The following is a 26,631-nucleotide window of genomic DNA, read 5'->3' on the forward strand; positions in this document are numbered from 1 at the left end:
CGCAACCTTTCGAGGTGCGGGGCCCGTCTCCATTCCCGGATACGTGTGTCAGTGGGCTGCGTTAGCGTGCAGCTCTCAGGATTCGCATAGGGGTGGGACGAAATGAAGAGCACGAGCGTGCGCCGAGTGACCCTTTCGATCGCGCTGGTGAGCGCGCTGGCGGGGGTGGCCGCCTGTTCCTCGGGCTCCTCCGGAGGCTCCGGCAAGGACGACAAGGCGGCCCAGGACACGACTCGCGTCAGCCCCATAGCGGCCCTGCAGTCGGCCGAGAAGTCCACCGACGGCGCCGACTCCGCCAGGATCGAGTCCACGACGAGCCTGGGCACGCTGATGTCCATGAAGTCGGACGGCTCCATGGGCTGGGGCGGAGGCCTCACCGGTGACATGACGATCACGTACACCGGCGGCACGATGGCCGAGGCGATGCGCAAGACGGGCAGCACCTCCATGCAGGCTCGCTATCTGTCGGACGCCTACTACGCCAAGATGGGCGAGGCGTTCGCCGAGCAGACGGGCGGCAAGCACTGGATCAGGTACGCGTACGACGACCTGGCGAAGATCGCGGGCGGCTCCGGCGCGTTCCTGAAGGACCAGATGCAGAACAGCTCGCCGAACCAGTCGGTGAAGCTCCTGCTGGCCTCCGGCGATGTGAAGAAGGTCGGCGACGAGACGGTCCGCGGCGAGAAGACCACGCACTACGCGGGCACGGTGAACGTCTCGGACCTCGCGGCCAAGAGCTCCCACCTCACCGCGAGCCAACTCGCCGACCTCAAGAAGCAGTTCACCCAGGCCGGCATCACGACGGAGGACGTCGACATCTGGGTCAACGGCAAGGACCTGCTCGTCAAGGCCGTCTCCAAGGGCGAGTTGTCGAGCGGCACGATGTCCTCCACGACGTACTACAGCGACTACGGAGTGAAGGTCGCCGCCGTGGCGCCCCCGGCGAGCGACACGACCGATTTCAAGGACCTGCTGAAGACACAGGGCCTGACGCCGGGCAGCGGCGACACTTCGAGCGGGTCGTCGGACACCACGAGCTGAGGCTCCGGGCGCCTGGAGGGCCAGGCGCCAAGAAGCTCACGTACCAAGCAACTGAAGTACCAAGAAACTCAAAAGAATTCACGAGACCGCTGGAACCTCCCTGGGCTACGCTGCTGGCGCAGTCTGTGTATCGCTCATGTGTTCCCTGGGGGGATCCTGATGTTTTTTGTGCGTGACTCCGTACGGCATGGAGTGGCGGGAGCCGCGCTCGCGGCCCTGGTCCTCGGCGGTGGCGCCGTCGCCTGTGCGAAGGGCGAGGAGTCGCCGAAGATGACGCCCGCGGCGGCCGTGGCCAAGGCGGCGAAGAACAGCGAGGCCATCACCTCGCTCAGCTACCGGATGACCGGCAAGGTCCCGGAGACGGGCCGCGTCGAGGCCCAGGCGTCGATGAGCATGAAGCCGCTGGCCATGAGCATGAAGATGACCGCTCTCGACCAGGGCGCCGACGGCAAGATGGAGATCCGGGTCGTCGACGGGGCGATGTACCTGGGCGGGGGCGCGGCCGCCGCCAAGGAGATGGACGGCAAGAGCTGGATGAAGTTCGACATCTCCGGGATGGCCAAGGGCGCCGACGGCTCCGCGGGCATCGACGCGAGCAAGCTCTCCGACCAGGCCGACCAGGACCCGTCCCAGGAGTCCACCTACCTGACCGGCTCCAAGGACGTGAAGAAGGTCGGCACCGAGAAGATCGACGGCGTGCAGACCACCCACTACAACGGCACGGTCACCCTCGACGAACTCCGCGCCGAGCTCAAGAAGAAGGACAAGGCGACGCGGGACAAGCGCGAGAAGAGCCTGAAGCAGTACGAGGAGCTGGGCGCCGACAAGCTCACGATGGACATGTGGGTCGGGCCGGACGACCACACCAAGCAGGTCCGGGTGCGCGCCGCCTCCGACAAGGGCCCGCTCGACATGACCATGGTCTTCCTCGACTACAACAAGCCGGTGACGGTGAAGGCCCCGCCCGCCAAGGACACCGTCGACCTCGCGCAGCTGATGAAGGACGCCCAGAAGGGCTGATCCGGCACTGAACCGCCGCTGAGACGAGGCGCCGTGGGGCGCTGAGCCGAGGCGCCGTCGAGTGCCGGGACGAGGCGCTGTCGAGCGGATTTGCTTGACAGCGACCCCGTCACGTACTGTTCCCCAGAAGCCAAAGACCGCTGGTCGTTGCCTTGTGCTCGCAAGAGGGCAGGGCGGCCGAAGGATCCGCTGAAACTGCGGACGACCCGCGTAGGTGACCGTGGATGTGCTCCCGGAGTTCGCTTGCCCAGCTTGCGGACGTACCGGTCGAGCTACGCCCCGTGCGCCTGCGCCGGGGCGTTTCGTTTTGCCCAGCCCCTTCTGAGCGGTCCTCATCACCCGGAAGGAGGCCGACGCTCTATGGCAAGGCCCGACAAGGCTGCCGCGGTAGCCGAGCTCGCGGACCAGTTCCGCAGCTCGAACGCCGCTGTGCTGACCGAGTACCGGGGTCTCACCGTGGCGCAGCTCAAGACGCTGCGTCGTTCGCTCGGTGAAGACGCCCAGTACGCCGTGGTGAAGAACACGCTGACCAAGATTGCGGCCAACGAGGCCGGGATCTCCACGCTCGACGACCTGTTCAACGGTCCGACGGCGGTCGCGTTCATCACCGGTGACCCGGTGGTGTCCGCGAAGGGTCTTCGTGACTTCGCCAAGGACAACCCCAACCTCGTCATCAAGGGCGGTGTCCTTGACGGCAAGGCGCTGTCCGCCGACGAGATCAAGAAGCTTGCGGACCTCGAGTCCCGCGAGGTTCTGCTCGCCAAGCTGGCGGGTGCCTTCAAGGGCAAGCAGACTCAGGCTGCCCAGCTCTTCCAGGCGCTCCCCTCGAAGCTCGTCCGCACCGTGGACGCTCTTCGTGCCAAGCAGGCCGAGCAGGGCGGTGCCGAGTAATTCGGCTCGCGCATTGACCGCCGCCTGAGCAGTTCCGCCTAGGCAGTGGTCGCAGCGGGCCGAAAGTACGCCCGCCTCACATGTACATCCCGGCACCAGCCGAATAAGTGGAAGGATCGCCCATCATGGCGAAGCTCAGCCAGGAAGACCTGCTCGCGCAGTTCGAGGACATGACCCTCATCGAGCTCTCCGAGTTCGTGAAGGCGTTCGAGGAGAAGTTCGACGTCACCGCCGCCGCCGCGGTCGCCGTTGCCGGTCCGGCCGGCCCCGCCGCCGCTGCCGAGGCCGTCGAGGAGCAGGACGAGTTCGACGTCATCCTCACGGGTGCCGGCGAGAAGAAGATCCAGGTCATCAAGGTCGTGCGTGAGCTGACCTCCCTGGGTCTGAAGGAGGCCAAGGACCTCGTGGACGGCGCCCCGAAGCCCGTTCTCGAGAAGGTCGCCAAGGAGGCCGCCGAGAAGGCTGCCGAGTCCCTCAAGGGCGCCGGCGCCTCCGTCGAGGTCAAGTAGTCCCACGGGCCCGCTGAGGGCCCCTCGCGAGCTGATACAGGTCCACTAGTGCGCCTGTAACGCTGACGCACTGAAGAGCGATCACCCAACTGGGTGGTCGCTCTTCGGCGTTCCTGGGGTCCGGTGGCGGCTGCCTTGCACTGTCGGTGGCGACGAGTATGGTGATCTTCGTTGTTGCCTCCGGCCGAGCCCGTGACGGGCTGCAAGGCGGGCTGCAAGACAGGTTGCACGTGACGATCGCGGCACTTGCTTAGGGCATGGGGGGCCTTGACGAACCGCACGCAGCGCGCAATTCTCAGGACGCGTCGTCACAACGATCCGGATCCGAGGCATGGATCGGTGGCGAAGAGGGCAGTATCGATGTGCATTGAGGGCGTGGCTTGCCGCAGGTGTTGAGAACAACGATGGTCTCAAAAAACCGGGACTGGACATCAGTGGGCCTAGTGGCTACACTGACCCTTTGCGCTGCCTGTTAGCTGCCTCCTGCCCGTCACCAGGGGCATGCCCTCGCGTGAGCACCGATGACTAGATCATCCCTGACCTGGCCTTTTGGCTGAATCGGGAACGGACTGTCTCTGTGCCCACAGTGGGGGGCCGGTACGCGCGTAGTGAGTCCGAGCCCTCGGAAGGACCCCCTCTTGGCCGCCTCGCGCACTGCCTCGACCGCGAATACGAACAACGGCGCCAGCACCGCCCCGCTGCGCATCTCCTTTGCAAAGATCAAGGAGCCCCTCGAGGTTCCGAACCTTCTTGCGCTGCAAACCGAGAGCTTCGACTGGCTGCTCGGCAACGACGCGTGGAAGGCTCGTGTCGAGGCGGCTCTGGACAACGGACAGGACGTCCCCACGAAGTCCGGTCTGGAGGAGATCTTCGAGGAGATCTCCCCGATCGAGGACTTCTCCGGGTCGATGTCCCTGACGTTCCGGGACCACCGCTTCGAGCCTCCGAAGAATTCCATCGACGAGTGCAAGGACCGCGACTTCACGTACGCGGCCCCGCTCTTCGTCACCGCCGAGTTCACCAACAACGAGACCGGCGAGATCAAGTCCCAGACGGTCTTCATGGGCGACTTCCCGCTCATGACCAACAAGGGCACCTTCGTCATCAACGGCACCGAGCGTGTCGTGGTGTCGCAGCTCGTCCGCTCGCCGGGCGTCTACTTCGACTCCTCCATCGACAAGACGTCCGACAAGGACATCTTCTCCGCGAAGGTCATCCCGTCCCGGGGTGCCTGGCTGGAGATGGAGATCGACAAGCGTGACATGGTCGGTGTCCGCATCGACCGCAAGCGCAAGCAGTCCGTCACCGTTCTCCTGAAGGCTCTCGGTTGGACGACCGAGCAGATCCTCGAGGAGTTCGGCGAGTACGAGTCCATGCGTGCCACCCTGGAGAAGGACCACACCCAGGGCCAGGACGACGCTCTGCTCGACATCTACCGCAAGCTGCGTCCGGGCGAGCCCCCGACCCGCGAGGCCGCGCAGACGCTTCTGGAGAACCTCTACTTCAACCCGAAGCGCTACGACCTCGCGAAGGTCGGCCGTTACAAGGTCAACAAGAAGCTGGGCGGCGAGGCCCCGCTGGACGCCGGCATCCTGACCGTCGAGGACATCATCTCGTCGATCAAGTACCTGGTGAAGCTGCACGCCGGTGAGACCGAGACCGTCGGTGACAACGGCACGCAGATCGTTGTCGAGACGGACGACATCGACCACTTCGGCAACCGTCGTCTGCGCAACGTCGGCGAGCTCATCCAGAACCAGGTCCGCACGGGTCTGGCTCGTATGGAGCGCGTCGTCCGCGAGCGCATGACGACCCAGGACGTCGAGGCGATCACGCCGCAGACCCTGATCAACATCCGGCCGGTCGTCGCCTCCATCAAGGAGTTCTTCGGCACCAGCCAGCTGTCGCAGTTCATGGACCAGAACAACCCGCTGTCGGGTCTCACCCACAAGCGCCGTCTGTCGGCTCTTGGCCCGGGTGGTCTCTCCCGTGAGCGGGCCGGCTTCGAGGTCCGTGACGTGCACCCCTCGCACTACGGCCGCATGTGCCCGATCGAGACCCCCGAAGGCCCGAACATCGGCCTGATCGGCTCGCTCGCCTCCTACGGCCGGGTCAACGCGTTCGGTTTCGTCGAGACGCCGTACCGCAAGGTCACCGGCGGTGTCGTCACCGACGAGGTCGACTACCTCACGGCCGACGAAGAGGACCGGTTCGTCATCGCGCAGGCCAACGCGCCGCTGACGGACGAGCTCCGCTTCGAGGAGTCCCGCGTCCTGGTCCGCCGTCGTGGCGGAGAGGTCGACTACGTCCCCGGTGAGGACGTCGACTACATGGACGTCTCGCCGCGCCAGATGGTGTCGGTCGCGACCGCCATGATCCCGTTCCTCGAGCACGACGACGCCAACCGTGCCCTCATGGGCGCGAACATGATGCGTCAGGCCGTGCCGCTCATCAAGTCCGAGGCGCCGCTGGTCGGCACCGGCATGGAGTACCGCTGTGCGGTCGACGCCGGTGACGTCCTGAAGTCGGAGAAGGACGGTGTGGTCCAGGAGGTCTCCGCGGACTACGTCACCACCGCCAACGACGACGGCACGTACACCACGTACCGCCTGCACAAGTTCTCCCGCTCGAACCAGGGCACCTCCGTCAACCAGAAGGTTGTCGTGGACGAGGGCGCCCGGGTCGTCGCCGGTCAGGTTCTGGCCGACGGTCCGGCGACCGAGAACGGCGAGATGGCGCTCGGCAAGAACCTGCTCGTGGCGTTCATGCCGTGGGAGGGTCACAACTACGAGGACGCGATCATCCTGTCGCAGCGCCTCGTGCAGGACGACGTCCTCTCCTCGATCCACATCGAGGAGCACGAGGTCGACGCCCGTGACACCAAGCTCGGCCCCGAGGAGATCACCCGGGACATCCCGAACGTCTCCGAAGAGGTCCTCGCCGACCTCGACGAGCGCGGCATCATCCGCATCGGTGCCGAGGTCGTCGCCGGCGACATCCTGGTCGGCAAGGTCACGCCCAAGGGTGAGACCGAGCTGACCCCGGAGGAGCGCCTGCTCCGCGCGATCTTCGGTGAGAAGGCGCGCGAGGTGCGCGACACCTCGCTGAAGGTGCCGCACGGCGAGATCGGCAAGGTCATCGGCGTCCGCGTCTTCGACCGTGAAGAGGGCGACGAGCTGCCGCCGGGCGTGAACCAGCTGGTTCGTGTCTACGTGGCGCAGAAGCGCAAGATCACGGACGGTGACAAGCTCGCCGGCCGTCACGGCAACAAGGGTGTCATCTCCAAGATCCTGCCGATCGAGGACATGCCGTTCCTGGAGGACGGCACCCCGGTCGACATCATCCTCAACCCGCTCGGTGTGCCGTCCCGAATGAACCCGGGACAGGTCCTGGAGATCCACCTCGGCTGGCTCGCCAGCCGCGGCTGGGACGTCTCCGGTCTCGCCGACGACTGGGCGCAGCGACTGCAGGCCATCGAGGCCGACGTGGTCGCCCCGGGCACCAACGTCGCCACCCCCGTCTTCGACGGTGCGCGTGAGGACGAGCTCGCGGGTCTGCTGCAGCACACGATCCCGAACCGCGACGGCGAGCGCATGGTGCTTCCGTCCGGCAAGGCGCCGCTGTTCGACGGCCGCTCCGGCGAGCCGTTCCCGGAGCCGATCTCGGTCGGCTACATGTACATCCTCAAGCTCCACCACCTGGTCGACGACAAGCTGCACGCCCGCTCGACCGGTCCGTACTCGATGATCACCCAGCAGCCGCTGGGTGGTAAGGCTCAGTTCGGTGGCCAGCGCTTCGGTGAGATGGAGGTGTGGGCGCTGGAGGCGTACGGCGCCGCTTACGCCCTCCAGGAGCTGCTGACCATCAAGTCCGACGACGTGACCGGCCGCGTGAAGGTCTACGAGGCCATCGTCAAGGGCGAGAACATCCCCGAGCCCGGCATCCCCGAGTCCTTCAAGGTGCTCATCAAGGAGATGCAGTCTCTCTGCCTCAACGTGGAGGTGCTGTCCAGCGACGGTATGTCCATCGAAATGCGTGACACCGACGAGGACGTCTTCCGCGCGGCGGAGGAGCTCGGCATCGACCTGTCCCGGCGCGAGCCGAGCAGCGTCGAAGAGGTCTGACGGGAGTCCGGCCGGGCCTTGACCGCCTGTGGAAAAGGTGACCAAGGCCCGCCGGCCCCAGGACCCCCGTATCAGACCCCTAAGACTTACAACCCTGAGAGGGATTGACGCATAGTGCTCGACGTCAACTTCTTCGATGAGCTCCGGATCGGTCTGGCCACCGCTGACGACATCCGTCAGTGGAGCCACGGCGAGGTCAAGAAGCCCGAGACCATCAACTACCGCACCCTCAAGCCCGAAAAGGACGGACTCTTCTGCGAGAAGATCTTCGGCCCGACCCGGGACTGGGAGTGCTACTGCGGTAAGTACAAGCGTGTCCGCTTCAAGGGCATCATCTGTGAGCGCTGCGGCGTCGAGGTCACTCGCGCCAAGGTGCGTCGTGAGCGGATGGGCCACATCGAGCTGGCCGCTCCCGTCACCCACATCTGGTATTTCAAGGGCGTTCCGTCGCGTCTGGGCTACCTGCTCGACCTCGCCCCGAAGGACCTCGAGAAGGTCATCTACTTCGCGGCGTACATGATCACGTTCGTCGACGAGGAGCGCCGCACCCGCGACCTGCCCTCGCTGGAGGCGCACGTCTCCGTCGAGCGTCAGCAGATCGAGAACCGTCGCGACGCCGACCTCGAGGCCCGCGCCAAGAAGCTCGAGACCGACCTGGCCGAGCTCGAGGCCGAGGGTGCCAAGGCCGATGTGCGCCGCAAGGTGCGCGAGGGTGCCGAGCGTGAGATGAAGCAGCTGCGTGACCGTTCGCAGCGCGAGATCGACCGTCTCGACGAGGTGTGGACCCGCTTCAAGAACCTGAAGGTCCAGGACCTTGAGGGTGACGAGCTCCTCTACCGCGAGCTGCGTGACCGCTTCGGCACGTACTTCGACGGTTCGATGGGTGCCGCGGCGCTGCAGAAGCGCCTGGAGTCCTTCGACCTCGACGAGGAGGCCGAGCGCCTCCGCGAGATCATCCGCACCGGCAAGGGCCAGAAGAAGACCCGTGCGCTCAAGCGCCTCAAGGTCGTCTCCGCGTTCCTGCAGACCAGCAACAGCCCCAAGGGCATGGTGCTCGACTGCGTGCCGGTCATCCCGCCGGACCTTCGTCCGATGGTGCAGCTGGACGGTGGCCGCTTCGCGACCTCCGACCTGAACGACCTGTACCGCCGCGTGATCAACCGCAACAACCGTCTGAAGCGACTCCTTGACCTCGGTGCCCCCGAGATCATCGTGAACAACGAGAAGCGCATGCTTCAGGAGGCCGTCGACGCGCTCTTCGACAACGGCCGTCGTGGTCGCCCCGTCACGGGCCCCGGCAACCGTCCGCTGAAGTCCCTCAGCGACATGCTGAAGGGTAAGCAGGGTCGATTCCGTCAGAACCTGCTCGGCAAGCGTGTGGACTACTCCGCGCGTTCCGTGATCGTCGTCGGTCCGCAGCTGAAGCTGCACCAGTGTGGTCTGCCCAAGGCCATGGCGCTGGAGCTCTTCAAGCCGTTCGTGATGAAGCGCCTGGTCGACCTGAATCACGCGCAGAACATCAAGAGCGCCAAGCGGATGGTCGAGCGCGGCCGCACGGTCGTGTACGACGTCCTGGAAGAGGTCATCGCGGAGCACCCGGTTCTGCTGAACCGTGCGCCCACGCTGCACCGCCTCGGCATCCAGGCCTTCGAGCCGCAGCTGGTCGAGGGCAAGGCCATCCAGATCCACCCGCTCGTCTGCACCGCGTTCAACGCGGACTTCGACGGTGACCAGATGGCCGTCCACCTGCCGCTCTCCGCGGAGGCGCAGGCCGAGGCCCGCATCCTGATGCTGTCCTCGAACAACATCCTCAAGCCCGCCGACGGCCGCCCGGTCACGATGCCGACCCAGGACATGGTCCTCGGTCTGTTCTTCCTGACCACGGACGGCGAGCTGCGCGACGTCAAGGGCGAGGGCCGTGCCTTCGGCTCGACCGCCGAGGCGACGATGGCGTTCGACGCCGGGGAGCTCGCGCTCCAGTCGGCCGTCGACATCCGCTTCCCGGTGGGCACCATCCCGCCGCGCGGCTGGACCCCGCCGGCGCAGGAGGAGGGCGAGCCCGAGTGGCAGCAGGGTGACACCTTCCGCCTCCGTACGACTCTGGGCCGCGCGCTCTTCAACGAGCTGCTGCCCGAGGACTACCCGTTCGTCGACTACTCGGTGGGCAAGAAGCAGCTCGGCGAGATCGTCAACGACCTGGCCGAGCGCTACCCCAAGGTCATCGTGGCGGCGACGCTCGACAACCTGAAGGCGGCGGGCTTCTACTGGGGCACCCGCTCCGGCGTCACCGTGGCCATCTCCGACATCGTCGTTCCCGAGGCGAAGAAGGAGATCGTCAAGGGCTACGAGGCGCAGGACGAGAAGGTCCAGAAGCAGTACGAGCGCGGTCTGATCACCAAGGAAGAGCGCACTCAGGAGCTCATCGCGATCTGGACCAAGGCGACCAACGAGGTCGCCGAGGCGATGAACGCGAACTTCCCGAAGACGAACCCCATCTTCATGATGGTCGACTCGGGTGCCCGAGGAAACATGATGCAGATGCGTCAGATCGCCGGTATGCGCGGTCTGGTGTCGAACGCCAAGAACGAGACGATCCCGCGTCCGATCAAGGCGTCGTTCCGTGAGGGTCTGTCCGTGCTGGAGTACTTCATCTCCACGCACGGTGCCCGTAAGGGTCTGGCGGACACCGCCCTGCGTACCGCCGACTCGGGTTACCTCACCCGTCGTCTGGTGGACGTCTCGCAGGACGTCATCATCCGTGAGGAGGACTGCGGCACCGACCGTGGTCTGCGTCTGGCCATCGCCGAGCGCGGCGAGGACGGCGTGCTGCGCAAGACGGAGAACGTCGAGACCAGCGTGTACGCACGTGCGCTGGCCGAGGACATCACCGTCGACGGCAGGGTGCTGGCCCCGGCCAACACCGACCTCGGCGACGTTCTCATCGACGAGCTGGTCAAGCACGGCATCGAGGAGGTCAAGACCCGTTCGGTCCTGACCTGCGAGTCGGCCGTCGGCACCTGCGCCATGTGCTACGGCCGTTCGCTGGCCACCGGCAAGCTGGTCGACATCGGTGAGGCGGTCGGCATCATCGCCGCCCAGTCCATCGGTGAGCCCGGTACCCAGCTGACGATGCGTACCTTCCACACCGGTGGTGTGGCCGGTGACGACATCACCCAGGGTCTGCCCCGTGTCGTCGAGCTCTTCGAGGCTCGTACGCCGAAGGGTGTCGCCCCGATCTCCGAGGCCTCCGGCCGCGTGCGGATCGAGGAGACCGAGAAGACCAAGAAGCTCGTGGTCACCCCGGACGACGGCAGCGACGAGACGGCGTTCCCGATCTCGAAGCGTGCCCGGCTCCTGGTGTCCGAGGGCGAGCACGTCGAGGTGGGCCAGAAGCTCACCGTGGGTGCCACCAACCCGCACGACGTGCTGCGCATTCTGGGTCAGCGTGCCGTCCAGGTCCACCTGGTCGGCGAGGTCCAGAAGGTCTACAACTCGCAGGGTGTGTCGATCCACGACAAGCACATCGAGATCATCATCCGGCAGATGCTGCGCCGGGTGACGATCATCGAGTCGGGCGACGCGGAGCTGCTGCCCGGCGAGCTGGTCGAGCGCTCGAAGTTCGAGACCGAGAACCGTCGTGTGGTCCAGGAAGGCGGCCACCCGGCCTCCGGCCGTCCGCAGCTGATGGGTATCACCAAGGCCTCGCTGGCGACCGAGTCGTGGCTGTCGGCGGCGTCCTTCCAGGAGACGACCAGGGTTCTGACGGACGCGGCGATCAACGCCAAGTCCGACTCCCTGATCGGCCTCAAGGAGAACGTCATCATCGGTAAGCTCATCCCGGCCGGTACGGGTCTGTCCCGCTACCGCAACATCCGGGTCGAGCCGACCGAAGAGGCCAAGGCCGCGATGTACTCGGCCGTCGGCTACGACGACATCGACTACTCGCCGTTCGGCACCGGCTCCGGCCAGGCCGTCCCGCTGGAGGACTACGACTACGGTCCGTACAACCAGTAAGGCGTACGTCTGAAGTACTGAAGGGCGGCCACTCCGTTTCGTACGGGGTGGCCGCCCTTCGGCGTTGTCCGGTGCCGGTCGTGGTCCGTGGTCAGCGGCCGAGCTGGAGGTAGGGCTCCAGGGCCTGCAGCCGGGTGTGGTTGTCCGGGTGGGTGGTCAGCAGCCTGGCCAGGCCGCCCGGTTCCTTGAGCTGTTTGCCCTGCGCCGCGGCCTGCGCCTTCACGGCGTCCTCCTGGGCCTGGAAGTGGTACAGGACCTGTGCCAGCTGGGGCGCGAAGCCGAGGTCCGCCGCCTGCCGGTCGGCACGCAGCTCGCCCTGGCGACCCACGTAGGCGAGCAGATAGGGGGCGACGACGAGCGGCACGGTGATGTACCAGGCGGCGACGAACCCGCCGATCACGAACATCCCGATGAAGAGGTAGACCATCCCGGTCGCGGCGAGCGAGAAGACGCTCGCGACCCGGATCGCGATCCTGGCGATGCCCCGCATGAAGGCCCAGGCGATCCGGCCGGGCAGCGAGTACCAGTAGCCAAGCAGGCCCGTCCAGGCGTGACCGCCGGTGTGGTGGCCGAGTTCATGGGCGAGTACGGCGGCGAGGTTGCTGCTGGGGATCTCGTTCAGCGCGTACGTCGTGACGCCGACGACATGGCCGGCGGCCGCCACGGCGTTCAGGTCCGTGCTGTTCTCCACCATCAGCTCGTACGTGTGCGCCTCGATGCCCGCTCGGGCGGTGACCTCGCGCCAGATCGGCTCCAGACGGGCCCGCTCCTCGGCGAGCGGCGCCCTGAGCTTCATCACGTGCCGGGCGAAGGCCAGCTCGGTGGGCCGGTGGAAGACGAGCGCCCCGGAGGCCAGCCAGGCGAGGATGACCAGCCAGCCCATGGCCGTGCCGAGTATTCCCACGGCGAACGCGGCGACCACGGCGAGGCTGACCAGGAAGCCCGGCACCTGGACCGCCAGCTGCCCGATCGCGGTGGCGTCGGCACCGCGCTGGTGCGCGGCCACGTGGATGCGGGAGCCCGCGTGACGGTAGTCGAGGTCGTCGGGTGCGGGGGCCTCCGGCGGTGTTGCGGGTGTGGGGGCGGGGGGCGTCTGCTGCGGGATGTACGGCGGTGCGGTGGCAGTGGGCTGCGGGCCGTTCGGGTACGTGGGCGTGGCCCCCGGGTAGGCGGGCGGCGCCGCGGGGTACGAAGGTGCGGCCCCGGCCCCCGGGTACTGGGGTGCGCCGCCCGGATAGGACGGGGGCGCGGGGGTCTGCGGGTACGCGGGCGGAACGGCGGCTCCGGGGTACGGGGGCGAGGGGGCGGCGGCTCCGGGGTACGGGGGCGGGGGAGCGCCGGCCCCGGGGTACGGGGGCGAGGGGGCGGTGGCCCCGGGGTACGGGGGCGAGGGGGCGGTGGCCCCGGGGTACGGGGGCGAGGGGGCGGTGGCCCCGGGGTACGGAGGTGGGGGCGAGGCGGCCCCGGGGTACGGGGGCGAGGGTGTGCCCGGGTATGGGGGGTCCGGGTAGACGGGGCCGGGCTCCGGGGCAGCCGGGTCTGGTGGGTAGGACAAGGTGGGGCTCCTTCAGGATGGGGACGTCAGCCGATGAGCAGCCCGGCGGGAAGCAGCACCGTGCCCGCGCAGAAGGCGATCAGGCCGGTACGGATCCACTGGTGCTTGCGGGCGGCGATGCGGCTGGTCTCGGTGAGCGCCGCGGTGAGTCCGGCGGCGGGGTCGCGGTCGGTGTCGGCGAGAGCGGTCGCCAACTGACCTTCACGTACGGCTTGTTGGATGTCGCCGAAGAAACAGAGGGGCCGGCCCGGGGCCCATGAACTGGCGCGGTACCGGGGCAGCACCGCGAGCAGCAGCGCGAACAGGGCGAAGGCGAGGGCCAGGGCGCCGCTCCACCAGACGGCCGTACCGGGTGCGGAGAGCGAGCTCGGTGACCAGTTCCGCCCGGCCAGCAGCCCGCTGAACACCCCCGCCGTCATCCCGAGCGCCGCCACGAGCACGGACGCCTTGCTGTCGGCCCGGGCGATCTCGCCCCGCAGCTCCTCCAACAGCCGTTCGGCGGTTCCGGTGCCGGGAGCGGTGGTGGTCACTCCGGGCCCGTCTCGGAGGACTCCGGCGCTGGGGGCGAGGGCGGGCGCGGCGGATAGGCGGAGGGCGCGGGCGGGATGACGGGCGTGGGAGCCACGGCCGGGGGCGGCGGGGCCTGGTCGTACGGGTTCCCGGCGGCGGGCGCGGCCGGGGGCTCGGCCTGGTACGGCCCCGGCGGCACGGTTCCGGGCGCGGGCGGGACGTACGGCTGGTGGGACACGGGCGGCCCCGGCGGGGGGTAGGGGGCGCCCGGTACGCCGCCGGGGACCGGAGCGCCGCCGTAGGGCTGGGCGGCGGCCCCGTACGGCGGTGGGGGGTTGTACGGCTGCGGCTGCGAGGGGTCGTACGGCTGCTGCGGTACGCCCCCGGGCGGCGGCGCCGGTCGGCCGGGAACCGGGGGCTGTGGCGGGGGCTCCTGGCGGCTGTTGAGTTCCTTGACGACGCGCAGGGTGGAGCGGGCCGACTCGGCCTTCTGATAGTCCTCCAGGGTGTCTCCGGCGATCAGTTCCAGCTGGCTCTCGATGGCGGAGAGCTGGTCCTTCTGGAGGGCGCCGATGACCATCCGGGTGTCCTCGGGGTGCGCGGCGAGGTGGAAGGCCCACTGGGCGACACCCCCGTGTTGCAGGTGGTGCTGGTAGAAGGCGATCTTCTGGGCCATCAGCTCCTGCGACTGGTACTGGCGCAGCACCTCCAGCTCGTGCAGCTGCTGGGCCTGGCGCAGCCGGTACTCGTGCTCGGGGTCGAGCATGTCGGCCTCGTAGCGCAGCGCCCGTTTGCGCCGTCTGTGCGCGATCGCGTCGTCGTCCAGGCGCAGCCGCACCGCGCACGTGACCGCGAGCCCGATGCCGTCGGCGAAGACGCCGCTCTCGACCGCGTACTGGACCTCGGCCTCGGCGTCCCGGCTGTCCTCGATGGAGAACCGGCGGCTGACCGGTCGCGCCAGCTGGTGGAGTTCACGGGTGAGCCGCGTGGGCACATCGCGTTCGCCGCCGGCCACGTACGCGATCGGGTCCGAGACGCGCCAGGTCAGATCGGCGATGGCGCCGAACGAGAACGCGTCGTCGTCGCTGGGCAGTTCGAGTTCCAGCTGGACCGGGTGGCTGCCCATGTCGACCTCGTAGACCGAGGTGTAGCGGCGGGTCGCGGCGTCCGTGCGGCTCGGCCGGTGCGGGGGCATGTACGCGTCGTAGCCGCCGCCCGCGGTGGCGAACACCAGTGCGTGGTCGATCGCGGAGACCGGCCGCCGGGCCGTGTAGTCGAAACGGGAGATCGGCCGCACGGTGAGCACCGGGTCGATCAGCATGGTGTGCCGGTCGGCCTGTTGCTGCCACTCCGGCGGGCGGCGGAATTCCGCCATGGGTCAACTCCTCGTAACTCTGTGTCAGGCTGTCGGGACGGGGGGACGCAGTGCGGCGAGCAGACGGTCGGCGAGGGGCGGACGCGGGCCGCCGTCCCGGCCGCGCAGGGTGCGCAGTTCGTGGCTGAGGCGTTTGTGGTCGTCCGCGGTGACGACCAGCGCGGGCAGCAGCAGCTCCAGGGCCTGGGCCGCGTCAGGGCGGCGCTCGGCCACGTACACCCAGGTGTGCAGGGCGTTCAGGGCGCCCCGGGTGTGGGCGCGGTCGCCGAGGGCGGTGCGCCAGAGGGTGGCGAGGTCACGGGCCGAGTCCGCCTGGTACATGCCGTCGCCGGCGTACCACTCGACGAGCGCGCCCTCCTCGGCGTTGTCGCACGCCAGTACGAAGGCGCCCAGTGCCAGGGCGCGGACCGCGGGGGTGTCGTGGTGGAGCAGCCGCACCAGCTCGGAGAGCATCTCGCCGCGCCTGAGGCCCACCGAGAGCAGCAGGGCCGTGGACTCGATCAGGTTGGCCGCCTCGGCCGGGCTGCTGTTGTCGGCGCGGGCCAGGGTCGCGAGGGCGCTCAGGGCCGGGGCCACCAGGTCCGGGCGCAGCGGCGCGAGCAGCCCGAAGGCGCGGATCGCGGTCCAGCGGCGGGCCGGGTGGGAGTCCGTGCACCACTGGGTGAGCAGGCGCAGGACGACGGGCGCGTCGAGGAGCTGGGCGAGCGTGAGGGTGTTCGCGGCGGTGACGCGGGGGCCGAACGTCTTCGACACCGCCCAGCCGTCGATCAGCAGCGCGACCGCGGAGGGCAGGTCGGCGAGCGTGAGCAGGGCGGTGGCCGCGGCGGCCCGGGTCCGTACGACGGGACGCCCGTCGCGGGCCAGCTCCCTCAGCCAGGCGATCAGCGCGGGCCGGGCCGAGGGATGTCCCGTCCACACCTCGGTGAGCAGGGCGCGCGGGGTGTTCTCCTTCCGGAAGAACGCGGTGAACTGCGGCACCGGGCCCCATTCGGTCGCCTCGTTCCGCACTTCCCCCTCGGCGCGGGCCCGCGCGAGCCGGGTCTCGGCGGCGAGCCCGAACACCGGGATCTCCGGCGGCTCCTCGGGGTGCTGCAAGCGCTGGAAGTGCACGAACAGCTTGTCCGCGAGCTCGGCCGCGAGGACGTACGGCGCCCGGTCGAAGACGGCGAGCGAGATGAGGAAGGCCTTGTCGCGCAGCGTGGACTCGGGGTCGCTCAGCCACTCCCGGCACTGCTGCTCCACGGCCGCCTGCCCGAACTCCGCGAGCCGGGCCGCGGCCGCCTCGCCGCCGTCGTAACCCGCCACCTCCTTCGCGAACTCGGCCGCCTCGGCGGGCTGATGGTGCCCCCGGGCGAGGAAGTCCCGCACCGGGGCGAGGGCGAGGAGGCCGTCGGTGTCCTGCGCGCGGTGCCTGCTCACATACGCGCGGACGACGGCCGACGCCTCCGGCGGCTGCCAGACGGAGGCGGTGGCACCCAGCAGGAAGGGCGAGTTCTCGACCGTCACCACCAGATACCCGTCGACCTTCTTGAGCTGGTCGCGGGCCGCGTAGAGATGGGTGTCGCGCAGCGGCCGGTTGCGGCTCAGCGGCAGATCGCGCAGGACGTGCCCGCCGGGTGCGGTGAGCGGGGCGCTCAGGGTCGCCGGGCTCGTCTCCGGCGAGAGGGCGTGCACGGCGGGCACGCCCAGACGGTGCAGGAGCATCAGCGCGGCGGCGTGGCGGCCGGTGGCGTGGGCGCCGGCGAGGACGAGGACGCGTTCTTCGCGGAGCCGGTCCAGGGCGGCGGCGAAGGAGGGGCTCTCGACGAAGACGGCGTCCAGGTCTTCGAGGTGGCGCCGTGGGATCTCTCCGGAGGCGTACGTCGCCGAAGCCGCCGAGCCGTGGTGGTGGATCTCCGTCTTGCCGCCCATGAACACGTCACCGGCGACCTCGCCGCCGGACACGCCGTGCTGGGCGCCGCCGACCAGACTCCCGCCGAAGGACGCGGCCGAGCCGAGGATGAACCCCGGGGTGTGCGCGAAGAGCTCGCGCTGAGCCGCGCGCGCCTCCTGCGTCCGCTCCTGTTCCGCCTCTCCTTCCGCCTCCGCGTCCTGGCGCCGGGTGTCCGGTTCGGGGGCCGGGTGTACGTCGTTCGGGGGTACGTCGTCGGGGGCCGGCGACGTGGGGGGAGGCACCGTCACGCCGACTCACTCCCGGACCCGCCGAGGTGGACGTCTCCGGTGACCTGCCCGCCCGACACGCCGTGCTGGTCGCCGCCGACGAGGCTGCCGCCGAAGGTGGGGGCGCCTCCGTCGAAGTGGAAGACGGCGCCCGCGGGAGGGGCGGAGGGCCGGGCCGCGCGGGCCTCGGGCGCCTGGGCCCCGGGCTGGTCCCGCCTCGGTGCCGGACGCTCCCCCGAGCTGGCGCCCGGCACCGAGGTTCCCCCCTTCTCACTGTGGTCGGCGTCGGCCCCCGGCACCGGGCCGTGCAGCCAGGCGCGCAGCGGGCCGTTCTTGCTGTCCACGGTCACCGCGTGGAAGTCGTCCGCGGGGATGCCCGCGTGACCGTGCCGCACGATCCCCGTGTGCACGCTCTCCGAGACGCACAGGGCGAAGTCGTCTCTCCGCTCCCGCAGGGCCGCGCGCAGCAGCTGGGCGTCGAGGAGGCGGCAGGCGTGGTTGAGGTCGGAGCCGACCCAGCCGTCGTGCTCGTCCACGGCGACGTAGCCCGTGGCGACGACGCCGCGCAGCCGGATCTGCGCCGAGCTGGACGCCATCCGGTTGACCGCGTGCAGCTGGGTGGGGACCTCGGTGAGCAGGGCGCGCAGCAGTGCGGTGACGGAGGCGTTGGCGTCGATCAGCTCCATCACGGAGTCGCCCCGGTCGGCGCGCAGGCGCAGGCGTTCGTCGATGCCGGCGCGCTCCAGGGTGCGGTCGGCGACGTCGTACAGCATGCGCCGCAGGTACGCCTGCTCGATGTCGTCCCGGTCGCTGTACTTCTCGATGTCGAGCAACAGGATCGTCCGGCTCACGGGGTCGGTCATGGTCGCCTTTCGCAGGTGGTGCGGCAGTGGCAGCAGAGTGGCGGGCGGGGTTGTGGTGGCGTGAGGGCGGATGACGCAGTCGGAGTGTGACGGCGTACACAGAACGGCCGGTCCCTCGCCCCCGCCGCCCCTACCCGTCCCATCCCCAGGGGCTCCGCCCCTTCGCCCCCGGCCCCCGGCGGGGTTGTGCCCCCGGCGCCCTGCCAGGGGCTGTGCCTCCGGACCTCCGCCAGAGGCTCCGCCCCCGAACCCCCGCCAGGGGCTGCGCCCCCAGGCCCCGTTTCGGCCTGAACGGTCTCGTCGTCAATCGCCGGACGGGCTGAAAATGCGGGCCAGGACGGGCGGGGAGCGGCCCACGGCCTCCGACCTCGAACGCCGGACACCCCGAGGCTTTTAGGGGCGCGGGGAACTGCGCGACCGACCCCCACCGGCCGACAGCCGGAGAACTGCTGGCGGCCGGGGGACCCGGGGCGCAGCCCCGGCCCCCCAGGGGCGCGGGGAACTGCGCGACCAGCCCCCACCGGCCCGCAGTCGAAGTGATCCACAAGACTCACGTCACCCCCGCGCAATCCGCCGCAGCACATCCGGCCGCACGATCACCAGCGCCCGGCGCCCCGTCATCACGACCCCCCGTTCCCGCAGGTCCTTCAGCAGGCGTTGGACCATCTCGCGGGAGGCCCCCACGGACCCGGCGAGTTCCTGTTTGCTCAGGGGGACGGAGAGTTCGATGCCCTGGTCGGTGCGCCGTCCGTGCGTGCGCGCGAGGTCCAGCAGCAGGATCGCGAAGCGCTCCCGCACGCTGAGGGAGGCGAATTCCAGGCGGCGCCGATCGGCCGCCCGGGTGCGATCAGTGGTGAGGCCGAGGAGGGCGAAGGAGACGGCGGGGAAGCGGGCGAGGAACTCGGTGAACCGGCCGCGTTCGACCGCGACCGTACGGACCGGCTCCAGGGCCGTCACGGTGGCCGACCGCGGGCGCCCGGTGAGCGCCGCGGACTCCCCGATGATGTCGCCGGGGCCGCGCAGCGCGAGCAGCGCCTCGTAGCCGTTGGAGGCGGCCGCGGTCACCTTCGTCCAGCCGTGCGTGACGAACAGGACGTGCGAGGACGGCTCGCTCTGATGCAGTAGCACCATCCGGGGCGCGAACGAGAGCTCGTGCCCGAGATCGAGCAGCGCCGAGCGGTCCTCGCTCTCCAGCCGGGCCAGGAACGGCACCCGGTCGTCGAGCCCCCCGTCGCCGGGTAAGCCCGACGAATCCCACGATCCCGGTAAGTCCGATGACCCGGATGACCCCGATGACCCGGATGCCCCGGATGAGTCCGGTGCGTGTGCTGCCGTCATGGTCCCCCGATCGCCGCAGCCGACCGATCAAGGTACTGAAGGGCACACGGCGGTGGACAGAGATTGCGCGGTACCGTCGGGGATCGGAAACTTTTGGGGACGAGCGCCCCGGGAATGCGCTAAGGCCGGCCCAACGATCACCCCGCAACGGCCCCGCCATGGCACCGCAACGCCCCACGACCGCCTCACGACCGCCTCACGACCGCCCCGTACCGGACTCCCGTCCGACCTGCGGGAGCACCGCGCTGACGTGGCAAGAAGTCCGGCGTGTCGCCCTGGACAGCATTTGTTTTGACCGAAGTCCTTGAGGTAGGTACGCTCAGACCTTGTGCCTGGGGTGTGCCCTGGCTCGCGTGCGTGCCTTCAAACCGCAAGGCGAGCCGTAACCGGCCACCGTAATCTGCGCCCTTTTCGCCTCGCGGCGGGAGTCTGCAGCATTCGACACACCCGACCGCGTGGGTCGGAGATGTTCCAGGTTAGCTTCACCATTCGGCACACAGAAACCGGAGAAGTAGTGCCTACGATCCAGCAGCTGGTCCGGAAGGGCCGGCAGGACAAGGTCGAGAAGAACAAGACGCCCGCACTCGAGGGTTCGCCCCAGCGTCGCGGCGTCTGCACGCGTGTGTTCACGACCACCCCGAAGAAGCCGAACTCGGCCCTGCGTAAGGTCGCGCGTGTGCGTCTGACCAGCGGGATCGAGGTCACCGCTTACATTCCGGGTGAGGGACACAACCTGCAGGAGCACTCCATCGTGCTCGTGCGCGGCGGCCGTGTGAAGGACCTGCCGGGTGTTCGCTACAAGATCATCCGTGGTTCGCTCGACACCCAGGGTGTCAAGAACCGCAAGCAGGCCCGCAGCCGCTACGGCGCCAAGAAGGAGAAGTAGAAATGCCTCGTAAGGGCCCCGCCCCGAAGCGCCCGGTCATCATCGACCCGGTCTACGGTTCCCCTCTGGTGACCTCCCTCATCAACAAGGTGCTGCTGAACGGCAAGCGCTCCACCGCCGAGCGCATCGTCTACGGCGCCATGGAGGGTCTGCGTGAGAAGACGGGCAACGACCCGATCATCACGCTGAAGCGCGCGCTGGAGAACATCAAGCCGACCCTCGAGGTCAAGTCCCGCCGTGTCGGTGGTGCGACGTACCAGGTTCCGATCGAGGTCAAGCCCGGTCGCGCCAACACGCTCGCGCTGCGCTGGCTCGTCGGTTACTCCCGCGCCCGTCGCGAGAAGACCATGACCGAGCGTCTGCTCAACGAGCTTCTCGACGCCTCCAACGGCCTTGGTGCCGCTGTGAAGAAGCGCGAGGACACCCACAAGATGGCCGAGTCCAACAAGGCCTTCGCGCACTACCGCTGGTAGTCGCTACCCCCATCGAGACCGAGAGAAGACCGAAGCCTTATGGCTACCACTTCACTTGACCTGGCCAGGGTCCGCAACATCGGGATCATGGCCCACATCGACGCGGGCAAGACGACCACCACCGAGCGGATCCTCTTCTACACCGGCGTCAGCTACAAGATCGGTGAGGTCCACGACGGCGCTGCCACCATGGACTGGATGGAGCAGGAGCAGGAGCGTGGCATCACGATCACCTCTGCTGCCACCACCTGTCACTGGCCGCTCGAGGACAACGACTACACGATCAACATCATCGACACCCCGGGGCACGTCGACTTCACGGTCGAGGTGGAGCGTTCGCTCCGCGTCCTCGACGGTGCCGTCACGGTGTTCGACGGTGTCGCCGGTGTGGAGCCGCAGTCCGAGACGGTGTGGCGTCAGGCCGACCGTTACGGCGTGCCGCGCATCTGCTTCGTGAACAAGCTTGACCGCACCGGCGCCGAGTTCCACCGCTGCGTGGACATGATCAAGGACCGGCTTGGCGCCGTTCCGATCATCATGCAGCTGCCGATCGGTGCCGAGATGGACTTCAAGGGCGTTGTGGACCTGGTCCGCATGAAGGCGCTCGTGTGGTCCGCCGAGGCCGCCAAGGGCGAGATGTACGACGTCGTCGACATCCCGGCCACGCACGCCGAGGCTGCCGAGGAGTACCGCGGCAAGCTGGTCGAGACGGTCGCGGAGCACGACGACGAGATCATGGAGCTGTTCCTGGAGGGCCAGGAGCCCACCGAGGAGCAGCTGTACGCCGCGATCCGTCGCGTCACCATCGCGTCCGGCAAGTCCAACGGCGTCACCGTCACCCCGGTGTTCTGTGGCACCGCGTTCAAGAACAAGGGCGTCCAGCCCCTGCTCGACGCGGTCGTGCGCTACCTGCCGACCCCGCTCGACGTCGAGGCCATCGAGGGCCACGACGTGAAGGACCCCGAGCTGGTCGTCAAGCGCAAGCCGTCGGACGACGAGCCGCTGTCCGCGCTCGCCTTCAAGATCATGAGCGACCCGCACCTGGGCAAGCTCACCTTCGTCCGGGTCTACTCGGGCCGCCTGGAGTCGGGTTCGGCAGTGCTGAACTCGGTCAAGGGCAAGAAGGAGCGCATCGGCAAGATCTACCGTATGCACGCGAACAAGCGTGAGGAGATCGAGTCGGTGGGCGCCGGCGACATCGTCGCCGTCATGGGCCTGAAGCAGACCACCACGGGTGAGACGCTGGCCGACGACAAGAACCCGGTCATCCTGGAGTCCATGGACTTCCCGGCGCCGGTCATTCAGGTCGCCATCGAGCCCAAGTCCAAGGGTGACCAGGAGAAGCTGGGTGTCGCCATCCAGCGTCTCGCGGAGGAGGACCCCTCCTTCCAGGTTCACTCGGACGAGGAGACCGGCCAGACCATCATCGGTGGTATGGGCGAGCTGCACCTCGAGGTGCTGGTCGACCGTATGCGCCGTGAGTTCAAGGTCGAGGCCAACGTCGGCAAGCCGCAGGTCGCGTACCGTGAGACGATCCGCAAGGCCGTCGAGCGTCACGACTACACGCACAAGAAGCAGACCGGTGGTACCGGTCAGTTCGCCAAGGTGCAGATCGCGATCGAGCCGATCGAGGGCGGCGACGCCTCGTACGAGTTCGTGAACAAGGTCACCGGTGGCCGCATCCCGAAGGAGTACATCCCTTCGGTCGACGCGGGTGCGCAGGAGGCCATGCAGTTCGGCATCCTGGCCGGCTACGAGATGACGGGCGTCCGCGTCATTCTTCTCGACGGTGGCTACCACGAGGTCGACTCCTCCGAGCTCGCGTTCAAGATCGCCGGTTCGCAGGCCTTCAAGGAGGCCGCGCGCAAGGCCAGCCCCGTGCTGCTCGAGCCGATGATGGCCGTCGAGGTCACCACGCCCGAGGACTACATGGGTGAGGTCATCGGCGACATCAACTCCCGCCGTGGTCAGATCCAGGCCATGGAGGAGCGTATGGGCGCCCGGATCGTCAAGGGCCTCGTACCTCTCTCGGAGATGTTCGGCTACGTCGGCGACCTCCGCAGCAAGACCTCGGGTCGCGCAAGCTACTCGATGCAGTTCGACTCCTACGCCGAGGTTCCCCGGAACGTCGCCGAGGAGATCATCGCGAAGGCCAAGGGCGAGTAACGCACCCCGTTTACACGCTTTAGGCTTGACACCGACCGCCGGGGCTTCGAACCGGCAAGGGGACGAGGGATCGTCCCCCGGGGGAGAACCCCGGCGGGCGGCATCCCAGCAAAGATCACCTGGCGCCGATGAGTAAGGCGTACCAGAACCACTCCACAGGAGGACCCAGTGGCGAAGGCGAAGTTCGAGCGGACTAAGCCGCACGTCAACATCGGCACCATCGGTCACATCGACCACGGTAAGACGACCCTCACGGCCGCCATTACCAAGGTGCTGCACGACGCGTACCCGGACCTGAACGAGGCCTCGGCCTTCGACCAGATCGACAAGGCTCCTGAGGAGCGCCAGCGCGGTATCACGATCTCGATCGCGCACGTCGAGTACCAGACCGAGACGCGTCACTACGCCCACGTCGACTGCCCCGGTCACGCGGACTACATCAAGAACATGATCACGGGTGCGGCGCAGATGGACGGCGCCATCCTCGTGGTTGCCGCCACCGACGGCCCGATGCCGCAGACCAAGGAGCACGTGCTCCTGGCCCGCCAGGTCGGCGTTCCCTACATCGTCGTCGCCCTGAACAAGGCCGACATGGTGGACGACGAGGAGATCCTGGAGCTCGTCGAGCTCGAGGTTCGCGAGCTGCTCTCCGAGTACGAGTTCCCGGGCGACGACCTGCCGGTCGTCAAGGTCTCGGCGCTCAAGGCCCTTGAGGGCGACAAGGAGTGGGGCCAGACCGTCCTCGACCTGATGCAGGCCGTCGACGAGAACATCCCGCAGCCCGAGCGTGACGTCGACAAGCCGTTCCTGATGCCGATCGAGGACGTCTTCACGATCACCGGTCGTGGCACCGTCGTCACCGGTCGTATCGAGCGTGGTGTCCTCAAGGTCAACGAGACCGTCGACATCGTGGGCATCAAGCAGGAGAAGACCACCACCACGGTCACCGGCATCGAGATGTTCCGCAAGCTGCTCGACGAGGGCCAGGCCGGTGAGAACGTCGGTCTGCTCCTCCGTGGCATCAAGCGCGAGGACGTCGAGCGCGGCCAGGTCATCATCAAGCCCGGTTCGGTCACGCCGCACACCGAGTTCGAGGCCCAGGCCTACATCCTGTCCAAGGACGAGGGTGGCCGCCACACGCCGTTCTTCAACAACTACCGTCCGCAGTTCTACTTCCGTACCACGGACGTGACCGGCGTTGTGACCCTCCCCGAGGGCACCGAGATGGTCATGCCGGGCGACAACACTGAGATGACCGTTTCGCTCATCCAGCCCGTCGCCATGGAGGAGGGCCTGAAGTTCGCCATCCGTGAGGGTGGCCGGACCGTGGGCGCCGGCCAGGTCATCAAGATCAACAAGTAAGTCCTTGTTGGCTTGACAGCCTGGTAGCTCCTCGCGAGCTCCTTGAAGGGGCCCGTACGACTTCGGTCGTACGGGCCCCTTTGCCGTGCCCATCGCGCACACTGCGTGAGTGGATTCCAATGACCTGGGCATGGTGGGACGCCGGCCGCTGCCGACGAAGCCGGTTCTTCCGGACGTGGCGGGGGCGCATCAGCGTGGCCCGGCCGATGCCGTGGAGGCGAAGTGGCGGCAGCCGGCGCTGGTGTGGCAGTGAAGCATGAGGTCGCTGCTCCCGGCGTGCGCCGCCTGAAGTTCTGGATGGTCGACCGGACGGTGGTGCTGCAACGGCTGGTGATCGACACGGGTGGGCTCGGGCCGACGTACCTGGGCCCGCCGGAGAGCCGTCGCGTGGACCGGGGTGTCACCAGGTGACCGGCAGTGCCACCGGGCCGCGGATCATCGTGCGCTGCCGGAAGGGGACCTGATCGGCGGGTACGGCGAGGCGCAGCCCGGGCAGGCGTTCGAGCAGGGTGTCGATCAGCAGCTCGATCTGCATACGGGAGAAGACGGCGCCCGTACAGAAGTGCGGCCCGTTGCCGAACGACACATGGGGGCCCGCGTCCCGGTCGAAGTCGATCCGGTCGGGGTCGGGGAAGACGTCCGGGTCGCGGTTGGCGGCCAGGTAGGAGACGTAGACGGCGTCGCCCGCGCTGACGAGGGTGCCGTGGAGGTCGACGTCCTGCGTGGCGATGCGGGGCAGACCGACGGCGGCGCGGTGCGGGATGTGGCGCAGGAGTTCCTCGATGCCCGCCGGGCGGGAGGCGGGGTCGTCGCGGAAGCGTGCCAGCAGGTCGGGCCGGGTGAGGAGGAGGTAGAACATCTGGCCGCTGTTGTTGGTGACGGCCTCGCCGCCGATCTGGAGCGGCCCGGCGACACTGATCGCCTCCTCCAGGCCGAGCTCGCCCCGCCGCACGGCACCACCGAGCAGGGACAACACGTCCTCGCTGTCACCGTCGCTCTCGCTTTCGCTGCGCTCGCGGACGGCCTCCCCGATCCACCCGAAGAGCCCCTTCTTGGCCTGCTCGGAGGCCTCGGCGCCGCCCGCCGTGCTGATGATCTCCCGCGTCCAGTCGTGCAACTTCTGCCGCTCGTCGACGGGTACGCCCATGACCTCGCAGACGACGTTGATCGGGAAGGGTTCGAGGACCCGTTCGACCAGGTCCGCCGGGGGGCCGTCCGCCACCGTCCCGTCCATCAGGGCATCGAGCATCTCCTGGGCACGGGGGCGCAGGCGCTTCACGGCGCTCACGGTGTAGGCGGCCGAGACGGCGTTCCGGAGCCGGTTGTGGTCGGGCTGATCGGCCCAGGCCAGGGCTCCGGGGCGCGGTGCGAAGTGCGGCGCCAGTCGCGTGACCTGCCGGACGGAGGCCTCCCGCCGGCTGAACCGGGGATCGTTCGTGATCATCTTCACGTCGGCGTAGCGCGTCGCCAGCCACGCCCAGCCCTCCCCGTACGGAAGCCGGATCCGCGTCAGCGGCCCCTCCCGCATCAGCTCCGCGAGCACCGGCTCGAACTCGGTGGCGTTCAGCTCACCGGCGGGCCAGTCCCGAACAGGAGGAAGGGGCTGCTCGGGCCGCTCGGCGAGTGTGCTGGTTTCTTCTGCCATGCGTTCAGCATCATCGGGCGGGGGCGAGGTGTCGCGCGAGAGTGCTCCGGGCGGAGCAGCGGAATGCCTTCGTCGCCGCGGTCCGGCTTACTGGTTCGGGTACCGGGGCAGGTCCGCGGTCGAGATCGTCCACTCGGCGATGGTCACGTCTTCGCCGTACATGAAGTCTTTGCGGGTGGCGTAGCGGGGGCCGATGGGGGTGGGGTGGATGTCGGAGAGGACGGCACCCTCTCCCACGCGCGGGTCGAAGATCACGTACAACGGAATGCCCAGCAACGGATAGTCCCGTACCTTGCTCACCCAGTCGTTGTCCGGGTTCGAGCGGGAAACGATCTCGACGGCCGCGATGATCGTACGAGGGTCGAAGGACCCGTCTCCCTCCATGTCCGCCTCGGCGATCAGCATGACGTCGGGGTGGCGCATGACGCCCTCGGGCTCGTTTTCCACGTCCGGGGTACCGGTGTGGGCCACGAGGTTCTCCGGCATCACCTTCTCAAGACGTTTCCGGAGGCGCAGCGCGGTGAGTTCGTGCTGCTTCACGGGCGACATCATGTCGTGGACGATCCCTTCCTTGGTGATCTCGAACTTGCCGGGAAGGGTGTCGTCCATGGACTGAACGAAGTCCCGCATGGCCCGGTACAGATGGGAGGCGCCCTGCTGCGCGTCGTCTGCGGCGATGGTCATGGCGCTCGCTCCTCG

At 68.4% G+C, this 26,631-nt stretch carries 19 protein-coding genes and 1 pseudogene; 12 read left to right on the top strand and 8 right to left on the bottom strand.

Annotated elements, in window-relative coordinates:
• The first annotated feature begins 102 nt into the window (after positions 1 to 102).
• The 6 genes from OG798_RS31565 (at position 103) to OG798_RS31590 (ending at position 11,599) form a co-directional block, all read left to right on the top strand.
• Positions 103 to 1,041 carry a hypothetical protein gene (locus tag OG798_RS31565; RefSeq protein WP_267062584.1) on the top strand — a complete coding sequence of 313 codons (939 nt, stop codon included), beginning with the start codon at positions 103 to 105 and terminating at the stop codon, positions 1,039 to 1,041.
• A 168-nt stretch (positions 1,042 to 1,209) separates the two neighbouring features.
• A complete protein-coding gene (locus tag OG798_RS31570; protein WP_328760103.1) occupies positions 1,210 to 2,061 on the top strand; it encodes a DUF1396 domain-containing protein in 852 nt (283 codons plus the stop codon).
• Positions 2,062 to 2,421: 360 nt separating this feature from the next.
• Complete coding sequence (gene rplJ / locus OG798_RS31575) at positions 2,422 to 2,952, top strand: 50S ribosomal protein L10 (protein ID WP_060901499.1); 531 nt, start codon at positions 2,422 to 2,424, stop codon at positions 2,950 to 2,952.
• A 125-nt stretch (positions 2,953 to 3,077) separates the two neighbouring features.
• A complete protein-coding gene (gene rplL / locus OG798_RS31580) occupies positions 3,078 to 3,461 on the top strand; it encodes a 50S ribosomal protein L7/L12 (RefSeq protein WP_067367157.1) in 384 nt (127 codons plus the stop codon).
• Positions 3,462 to 4,099: 638 nt separating this feature from the next.
• Positions 4,100 to 7,585, top strand: a complete 3,486-nt coding sequence (gene rpoB / locus OG798_RS31585) for a DNA-directed RNA polymerase subunit beta (protein WP_095853119.1) — start codon at positions 4,100 to 4,102, stop codon at positions 7,583 to 7,585.
• 114 nt (positions 7,586 to 7,699) lie between these two features.
• Positions 7,700 to 11,599, top strand: a complete 3,900-nt coding sequence (locus OG798_RS31590; RefSeq protein WP_095853118.1) for a DNA-directed RNA polymerase subunit beta' — start codon at positions 7,700 to 7,702, stop codon at positions 11,597 to 11,599.
• A gap of 91 nt (positions 11,600 to 11,690) precedes the next feature.
• Here OG798_RS31590 and OG798_RS31595 read toward each other — a convergent pair whose 3' ends face one another.
• From OG798_RS31595 to OG798_RS31620, 6 genes are all read right to left on the bottom strand, one after another.
• A complete protein-coding gene (locus tag OG798_RS31595) occupies positions 11,691 to 13,154 on the bottom strand; it encodes a M48 family metalloprotease (protein WP_328758052.1) in 1,464 nt (487 codons plus the stop codon).
• Positions 13,155 to 13,180: 26 nt separating this feature from the next.
• Positions 13,181 to 13,684 carry a Pycsar system effector family protein gene (locus OG798_RS31600; RefSeq protein WP_095853116.1) on the bottom strand — a complete coding sequence of 168 codons (504 nt, stop codon included), beginning with the start codon at positions 13,682 to 13,684 and terminating at the stop codon, positions 13,181 to 13,183.
• Positions 13,681 to 15,039: a PE-PGRS family protein gene (locus OG798_RS31605; protein WP_328758053.1), complete on the bottom strand. Its 1,359-nt coding sequence runs from the start codon at positions 15,037 to 15,039 to the stop codon at positions 13,681 to 13,683. The genes OG798_RS31600 and OG798_RS31605 overlap by 4 nt, the downstream gene beginning before the upstream one ends.
• 24 nt (positions 15,040 to 15,063) lie before the next feature.
• Entirely contained in the window at positions 15,064 to 17,220 is a 2,157-nt protein-coding gene (locus OG798_RS31610) for a hypothetical protein (RefSeq protein WP_328758054.1), read from the bottom strand.
• Positions 17,217 to 18,062 carry a hypothetical protein gene (locus OG798_RS31615; RefSeq protein WP_328758055.1) on the bottom strand — a complete coding sequence of 282 codons (846 nt, stop codon included), beginning with the start codon at positions 18,060 to 18,062 and terminating at the stop codon, positions 17,217 to 17,219. The genes OG798_RS31610 and OG798_RS31615 overlap by 4 nt, the downstream gene beginning before the upstream one ends.
• A gap of 555 nt (positions 18,063 to 18,617) precedes the next feature.
• Entirely contained in the window at positions 18,618 to 19,274 is a 657-nt protein-coding gene (locus OG798_RS31620; protein WP_257016621.1) for a Crp/Fnr family transcriptional regulator, read from the bottom strand.
• Positions 19,275 to 19,914: 640 nt separating this feature from the next.
• Here OG798_RS31620 and rpsL point away from each other — a divergent pair.
• From rpsL to OG798_RS31650, 6 genes and pseudogenes are all read left to right on the top strand, one after another.
• Complete coding sequence (gene rpsL / locus OG798_RS31625) at positions 19,915 to 20,286, top strand: 30S ribosomal protein S12 (RefSeq protein WP_003948652.1); 372 nt, start codon at positions 19,915 to 19,917, stop codon at positions 20,284 to 20,286.
• Between the two features lie 2 nt (positions 20,287 to 20,288).
• A complete protein-coding gene (rpsG, locus tag OG798_RS31630; protein ID WP_003992340.1) occupies positions 20,289 to 20,759 on the top strand; it encodes a 30S ribosomal protein S7 in 471 nt (156 codons plus the stop codon).
• Between the two features lie 39 nt (positions 20,760 to 20,798).
• A complete protein-coding gene (fusA, locus tag OG798_RS31635; RefSeq protein WP_095853111.1) occupies positions 20,799 to 22,925 on the top strand; it encodes an elongation factor G in 2,127 nt (708 codons plus the stop codon).
• Positions 22,926 to 23,093: 168 nt separating this feature from the next.
• Positions 23,094 to 24,287, top strand: a complete 1,194-nt coding sequence (gene tuf / locus OG798_RS31640; RefSeq protein ID WP_060900339.1) for an elongation factor Tu — start codon at positions 23,094 to 23,096, stop codon at positions 24,285 to 24,287.
• Between the two features lie 109 nt (positions 24,288 to 24,396).
• Positions 24,397 to 24,540 carry a hypothetical protein gene (locus OG798_RS31645; RefSeq protein WP_183127217.1) on the top strand — a complete coding sequence of 48 codons (144 nt, stop codon included), beginning with the start codon at positions 24,397 to 24,399 and terminating at the stop codon, positions 24,538 to 24,540.
• 2 nt (positions 24,541 to 24,542) lie between these two features.
• Positions 24,543 to 24,698 (top strand): annotated as a pseudogene (locus OG798_RS31650) (hypothetical protein); the annotation flags it as partial.
• Here the strand turns inward: OG798_RS31650 and OG798_RS31655 are convergent.
• The gene (locus OG798_RS31655; protein WP_121415335.1) at positions 24,688 to 25,932 is read right to left on the bottom strand and encodes a cytochrome P450; all 1,245 of its coding nucleotides are present in this window, start codon (positions 25,930 to 25,932) and stop codon (positions 24,688 to 24,690) included. The pseudogene OG798_RS31650 and the gene OG798_RS31655 overlap by 11 nt on opposite strands.
• Positions 25,933 to 26,019: 87 nt before the next feature.
• Entirely contained in the window at positions 26,020 to 26,616 is a 597-nt protein-coding gene (locus OG798_RS31660; RefSeq protein WP_095853109.1) for a Uma2 family endonuclease, read from the bottom strand.
• Positions 26,617 to 26,631: the final 15 nt, after the last annotated feature.

Source organism: Streptomyces sp. NBC_00271 (genome assembly GCF_036178845.1).
Lineage (GTDB): Bacteria > Actinomycetota > Actinomycetes > Streptomycetales > Streptomycetaceae > Streptomyces.